This is a genomic window from Kitasatospora sp. NPDC028055, assembly GCF_040637885.1.
Lineage (GTDB): Bacteria > Actinomycetota > Actinomycetes > Streptomycetales > Streptomycetaceae > Kitasatospora.
Window position 1 is genome coordinate 100,693 of sequence record NZ_JBEZXE010000032.1, and the last position, 6,846, is coordinate 107,538.

Consider the following 6,846-nt stretch of genomic DNA (forward strand, 5'->3'; position numbering starts at 1 on the left):
GCCCCCAGCGTAATGGTTCCGGGGGTGGTCATGACGACACCCCCGGTTCCGCTGCCGTTCTCCGCGGGCTACGGAGCCCGCGGGGCGGTGCCGTGCACGGCCGGGCGGGCCGGGTGGCCGCCGCCCGGTTCGGTGGCCGCGAAGGCCGTCCAGGCCGCGGCGGCGCCCGCCAGCAGCAGCACGGTGGCCAGCAGGACGGCCAGCAGGCGGCGCCGGCGCAGCAGGGCCGCGCGGTCCCGGCGGTGCCCCGGCGCGGCACGCTGGGCGCGGGACTCGGCGGCGTACGCGGCCAGCTCGTCGGCCGAGGGGCGGCGCAGGCTGGTGTGGGTGTCCCGGGTGGAGTCCGGGGCGACGCCCGGCACCAGCGGGACGGCCGGGCCGCGGCGGCGCTTGTGGGTGCCCGGGCCGGCGTCCACCTCGGCGTAGACCGCCTCGCCCGGGGTCAGCTGCTCCTCGGCCGGGGCGCGGCCCTGGGAGGGCACGGCCAGCACCGGCAGACCGGCCAGCGAGGGCAGCTGCTCGCGCAGCCGGGCGGCCAGCTCGGCGGCGCGCAGCCGGGAGGCCGGGGCCTTGGCCAGGCACTCGGAGATGATCCGCCACAGCCCGTCCGGCAGGCCGGGGATCGGCGGCACCTGCTCGGTGACGTGCCGGCGCAGCACCGCGCCGGTGTGGCCGCCGCCGAACGGGGTGAAGCCGGCCAGCAGCTCGTACAGCACGGTGGCGAGGGCGTAGATGTCGACGGCGGCGCGCGGCTCCAGGCCCTCGATGATCTCGGGGGCGAGGTAGTCGGGGGTGCCGATGATCCGGGTGGCCCGGGTCCGCCGCGGGGCGTCGACCAGGCGGGCCACGCCGAAGTCGGTGAGCTTGGCGCGCGGCGCGCCGCCGGGGCCGGGGGCGGCCGCGAGGTCGAGCAGGACGTTCTCCGGCTTGACGTCGCGGTGCACGATCCCGGCCGCGTGCGCGGCCGCAAGGCCGTCCGCGACGTCGGCGATGATCGAGGCTGCGGACTGCGGCGGGAGGGCGCCGTCCCGCTCCAGCCGGGAGCGCAGGTCGGTGCCCTGGACGAGTTCCATCACCAGGGCGAGGTCGCTGCCGTCCACCACCATGTCCCGCACGCCGACCACCCGGGGGTGGTCGAGGCTGGTCAGCGCGGTGCGCTCCTGGACGAAGCGGCCGACCAGTACCTGGTCGGCGGCGAGGTCCTCGCGCAGCAGCTTGACCGCCACCGGGCCGTCGGGCCCCTCACCGAGCCAGACCGTCCCGGCCGAACCCCGGCCGATCACCTGGTGGACGGTGTACCGGCTGCCGATCTTGCGTGCCAATGCTGCTCCGTGGGCGGCGCGGGAGCGCTCCGGGGGTCCGGGCGCGCTCGGTGGGGCGGGACAACAGCGACCAACCTACGCGCCCGGACCCCCCGTGCGGGGCGCCTGGGGGCCGTGGAGCGGCACTCGGGGGCGAGAAATCTCGGGAATTGTCGACAAAGCGTCAATCCTGGCTTCCGGGCCGGGTCCGGACGTCCGGTCACCTCCGGTCGGTCGCCGGGGCCCGTACCTCGTACCCTGCCGACCGCCCGGGCCCGCGTCAGTTGCCGGAGCTGCCGAAGACGTTGTTCACCCAGTCCCGGGCGGTGTCGAACCAGCCCACGACGTTGTCCCAGTAGTGCGGCAGCGGCGTGAAGTTCCACAGCGCCAGCGCGGCCACCGCCAGCACCAGCAGCACCATCAGGCAGCCCTTGAGGCAGCCCAGCCCCGGGATGTACATCCGGTTGCGGCTGCGCGGGCGCCGCTCGCGCGGCGGGGCGCTCTCCCGGCGGGACGGCTCGCGCGGCTCCTCCCGCGGCGGCCGGGGCTCCCGGTGCTGCGGCGCGGGCGGCTCGGCCCGGCGTGGCACCGGGGCAGGCGGGGGCGGGTAGCCGCCCGGCGTCCGGCCCTGGCCGGACGGGGCCTGCCGGTAGCCGCCGGGCGGCTGCGGACGGCCGCCGCCCTCGCCGCCCTGGGGCCCCTGGGGCCCCTGGTTGACCTGGTAGGGCGGCGGGGCGACCGGCGGGCGCTGGGCGTAGCCGGGCGGCGGCGCCTGGCGGCGCTGGTCCGGGCGGTAGCCGGCCGGCGGCTGCGGCTGGTGGCCGGGCACGCCCTGGCCGCCCTGGCCCCGCTGATCGGCCTGGTAGGGCGGCGGGGCGACCTGCGGGTCCTCGAAGTCCTCCGGCCGGAAGTAGCCGACCTGGGTCTGCTGGTTGCGGTCGCGCGCCGCCCGCAGCTGGGTCTGCCAGGGGTGCGGCGCCTCCTCCGGCGGACCGGCCGGCGCGACCGGCGGGGGCGGCGGCACGGCGGTGGGCGGCATCACCTGGGTGCGGTCCTGGGTGCCGTACGGGGGCGCGGGCGGCGGCTGGGTGCCCATCACCCGGGTCGCCGCGGCCGGGTCGTACTGCGGGGCGCCCGGGGCCGGGGGCAGCACCTGGGTGCGGTCCTCGGTGCCGTACGGGCCGACGGGCGCGGCGGGCGCGGCCGGCGCGCTGCCGGGCACCGCGGTCGGCTGCGGGTCCGGCAGCAGCAGGGCGCCGACCGCCAGCGCCTCGTCCACCGCCGCCGGCGAGGCGTGCACGCCGACCCCGGCCGCGACCACCCGCAGGGCCCGGGCCAGCGCGGTGGCGCTCGGCCGCTGCGCCGGGTCCTTGCGCAGGCAGCGCTCGATCACCGTCCAGAGCGGCTCGGGCATGGTGCTGGGCCGCTGCGGCTCCTGCGCCAGGTGGGCCTGGAGCACCGCCAGGGCGCTGTCGCCCTGGAACGGCTGGCGGCCGGTGACCAGCTCGTACAGCATGATCCCGGCGCCGTAGACGTCCACCGCGGAGGTCTGCGGGCGGCCCTCGGCGGACTCCGGCGCGACGTAGGCGGGGGTGCCGACGAACTCGTGGGTGCGGGTGACGCCCGGGGAGTCGGCCAGCCGGGCGATGCCGAAGTCGGTGAGCAGCGGGTGCATCTGCTCGGTGCCCTGCACCACGGTGGAGGCGAGCAGCACGTTGGCGGGCTTGAGGTCGCGGTGGACGATGCCGTCCGCGTGGCTGGCCGCCAGCGCGTCCGCGACCTGGGCCATCAGCAGCGAGCCGGCGATCGGGCTGAACGGGCCGTTGGCGCGCAGGTAGCGGGCCAGGTCGGGGCCCTCCACCAGGTCCATCACCAGCGCCAGCAGCTCGCCCTCGACGACCAGGTCGCGGACCCGGACGATGTTCGGGTGGCTCAGCCGCAGCAGCAGCGAACGCTCGCGCAGGAAGCGCATCACCACGTCCGGGTCGGCCGCCAGTTCCTCGCGCAGCACCTTGATGGCCACCTGCTGCCCGGGCTCGCTGCCCGGCGCCTGGACGTCCTGGCGCACCAGACCCCGCCAGACCGTCCCGGTGGCACCCCGCCCCAGGGTCTCCTCAAGCAGATACTTGCTGCCGACTGGCCGCACCTGTCGCACTCCTCGCCGTGCCGCCCGCGGGGCGCTCCCCCGCCGGTTCGCGGTGAGCCTGCCGGGCCCGTGTTTGCGGCCACTCTAACGGTGTCCGTACCGGTTCCCGAGGTGACCGGCTGGCGGTCGGAGCAGGGTTGGGGGACATCCCCTAGGGAACCACCCGGAGGCGGTCACCGGGCCCCTCGGCCGGGCGGCCGGGGCGACGGTTGACCTGACCCTCCGTCGCCTCCACCATGGCGATGATCGCAAGATCGTCAAATCCGGTACGGTGCGCGGACCGTCCGTGCCGGATGGCAGGATGGACACTCGCCACTCGTGTGGCCCAAGGGTCGCCACAACCGCCCCGCGCGTGCGTGACGACACCGGGCAGCGGTACCAGGCATCACACCAGCAGAAGGGACCCGCGGGCGAGATGCAGATCCGGCTGACCGTCCTCCGACCGCGCAGCGGCCCGACCGCCGCCGGCTCCGCCATCCCCTACGTGGACGTGCTGGTCACCGCGCCCGTGGGCACCGCGCTCGGCGCCGTCGCGGGCGCACTCGCGGGCGCCGTCGGCGTGCGCGGACCACGGGCCGCCACCCATGTACACCTGTACGCCGGGGCGCACCGGGTGGACGAGCACACCCTCCTCGGCCACCCCCCGCTGCTCGACGGCGCCGTGCTCAGCCTCAACGAGCCCGACCCCACCGCCGACGACCCCGACGACACCCGCGCCGCGGCCGAACTGCGCGTGGTCGGCGGCCCGGACGCCGGCGGCGTGCACCGGCTGCACGGCCGGGAGATCCGGATCGGCCGCTCCGGCGAGGCCGACGTCCCGCTCGACGACCCGGACGTCTCCCGACTGCACCTCGCCCTGCACCTCGGCGACGACGGCCGGGCCACCGTCCGCGACCTCGGCTCCACCAACGGCACCACCCTGGACGGCCGGATCGTCCCGCCGCTGCCGCCCGAGGCCGCCGTCCCGCTGGAACACGGCGCGCTGCTGCGGATCGGCGAGTCCACCCTCCAGGTCCTCGAACCGCTCGGCGAGCCGGCCCGCGCCGCCCTGCCCGACGGCAACGGCCACCTCCAGCTCGCCGCCCCCGGCCCGGCCCGGCCCGCGCCGCCCGTACTCGAACCGCCCACCGCCCCCGAACCGGCCCCGGGCCGCGGCCGCGGCCTCTTCTCCCTGCTGCCCGGCCGCGCCGCCGAGCCGCACGGCCAGGAGAGCGCCGAACGCCACCACACCGCCGTACGGCTGCGCCAGGCCGCCGCCCAGCGGGAGCGCTGGCCCGACCTCGCCACCGTGCTGCTCAACGCCGTCGGCCCCGGCCCCCGGCTCTGGGAGCGCGGCCCCGGCCACCCCGACGCGCTCACCCTGCGGCTGGGCACCGCCGACCGCCCCGGCGGCGCCGGCACCACCCCCGGCACCATGCTGCCCGCCGTCCCCGTCACCCTCGACCTCCAGACCGCCGGCAGCCTCGGCCTCAGCGGCCCGCGCGAACGCCTGGACGCGCTCACCCGCGCCGTCGTCGCCCAGCTCGCCGCACTGCACCCGCCGACCGGGCTCAGCCTCGTCGTGGTCGACGCCGACCCGGCCCGCAGCCCCGAGGACCGCGTCGACACCTGGGCCTGGGCGCTCTGGCTGCCCCACCTGCGCCCCGCCGACGGCCAGGACTGCCGACTGCTGGTCGGCTTCGACGACGACCAGGCCACCGCCCGGCTCACCGAACTCACCGCCCGGCTCAGCGGCCCGACCGGCCCCGGCGGCCACCCCGCCACCGTGGTCGTGGTGGACGGCCGCCCCGCCACCGAGGCCGCCCGGCACGCGCTCGACCTGCTGCTGCGCCAGGGCCCGGCGGTCGGCATCTTCCCGGTCTGCCTCGCCGAACAGCCCGAGCTGCTCCCCCGCGGCCTCGGCGCCACCGCCCTGATCACCGGCGAGGTCGGCACCCAGCTCTCCCTGGACCGCCCGGTCGCCCGCGGCCGGGAAACCCTGCACGAGGTCTCGCTGGACGCCGTCTCCGACGCCTGGGCCGAACGGCTGGCCCGCGTCCTCGCCCCGCTGCGCGAGGCCGCCCCGGTCTCCCGCGGCCCGCTGCCGGACGCGCTGCGGCTGCTCGACCTGCTCCAGCTCGACACCGTCACCCCGGCCAAGCTGTCCGCCCGCTGGGCCGCCCACGCCGGCGGCATCGGCGCCGCCACAGCGCTGCTCGGCACCACCCGGGACGAGCTGTGCACCCTCGACCTGGCCGACCCCGAACTCACCCTGCCCTCCCCGGACCCGGGCGGCCCGCACCTGCTGATCGGCGGTGCCCGCGGCTCCGGCAAGACCGAGCTGCTGCGCACCCTGGTCGCCTCGCTCGCCGTCTCCGAGCGGCCCGAGCGCCTCGCCGTCACCATCATCGAGGGCCGGGCCACCGACGACGGCCAGGACGGACTGGACGGCTGCACCGAACTGCCGCACGTCACCGGCCGGGTGAACGCCGTCGCCGACCCGCGCGCCGCACTCCTCGCCGCCGAGGCGCTGGAGGACGAACTCGCCTTGCGGGAGCGGCTGTTCGACGGACTGGACTTCGCTTCCTGGCACGCCACCCGAATCTTGGACGGGCACAGCCTGGACGGGCACGCCGCGAACTCCGTACCGGTGCCCGCCACCGTCGGCGCCGCCGGCCCGGCTCCGGCCCCCCGGACCATCCCGTCCGCGCGCAGCGCCTCCGACCCCCGCCCGACCGGCTCCCCCGCCTCCCCCGTCCCGGCCCGGCTGGTCGTCGTCGTCGACGACTACGACGCCCTGCTCTCCCCGACCTCCCCGGTCGGCCGCCCGCTGGCCCGCGCGCTCGCCGCCGTCGCCCGCCGCGGCGGCCCGCTCGGCGTCCACCTCGCGGTCGCCACCGGCCGCCCGGAGGCAAGCGCCGGCACCGAGGTGGACGAAGCCGCCCTGCTGCGGATCGCGCTGCGCACCGAGGACCCGGCCGAGTCCGACCTGCTGATCCACCTCGGCGACGCGGCCGCCCTCCCGGAGGACACCCCCGGCCGCGGCTACCTGCGCCGCCCGGACGGCGGCGTCACCGCCTTCCAGACCGCCCGCATCAGCGGCCGCATCCCCCGCACCGCCACCCTGCGCCCCACCGTGGTCGCGATAGACCCCCTCCAACTCGGCGCCCCACCCGCCCGCCGCCCGGTCCGCGAACTCGGCAACGGCCCCACCGACCTCGCCCTCCTCGCCAGCGCCCTCCAACGCGCCGCCTCCCGCTGAACCCGCGCGGAGCGCTCTGCGGGGGTACTCAGCAACAGAAACCTCTTCGGGGCGGGCCCGTGTCCGGTGACACGGGCCACCATCGACAGCGACCAGAACCAGGCGACCTTCAACTGGCTCAAGAACAACCTGGTCGGCACCGGGCTGACGTATCCGGA

General features: G+C 77.6%; 3 protein-coding genes. 1 reads left to right on the forward strand and 2 read right to left on the reverse strand.

The annotated features are described in order from the left end of the window. Nucleotides 1-68: 68 nt before the first annotated feature. The gene (locus AB0F71_RS27210; RefSeq protein ID WP_360239107.1) at nt 69-1,322 is read right to left on the reverse strand and encodes a serine/threonine-protein kinase; all 1,254 of its coding nucleotides are present in this window, start codon (nt 1,320-1,322) and stop codon (nt 69-71) included. Between the two features lie 259 nt (nt 1,323-1,581). Then, a complete protein-coding gene (locus tag AB0F71_RS27215) occupies nt 1,582-3,447 on the reverse strand; it encodes a protein kinase (protein ID WP_360239110.1) in 1,866 nt (621 codons plus the stop codon). Nucleotides 3,448-3,862: 415 nt separating this feature from the next. On the opposite strand from AB0F71_RS27215, the gene AB0F71_RS27220 reads away from it, so the two are divergent. Then, the gene (locus AB0F71_RS27220; protein WP_360239125.1) at nt 3,863-6,688 is read left to right on the forward strand and encodes an FHA domain-containing protein; all 2,826 of its coding nucleotides are present in this window, start codon (nt 3,863-3,865) and stop codon (nt 6,686-6,688) included. Nucleotides 6,689-6,846 lie beyond the last annotated feature (158 nt).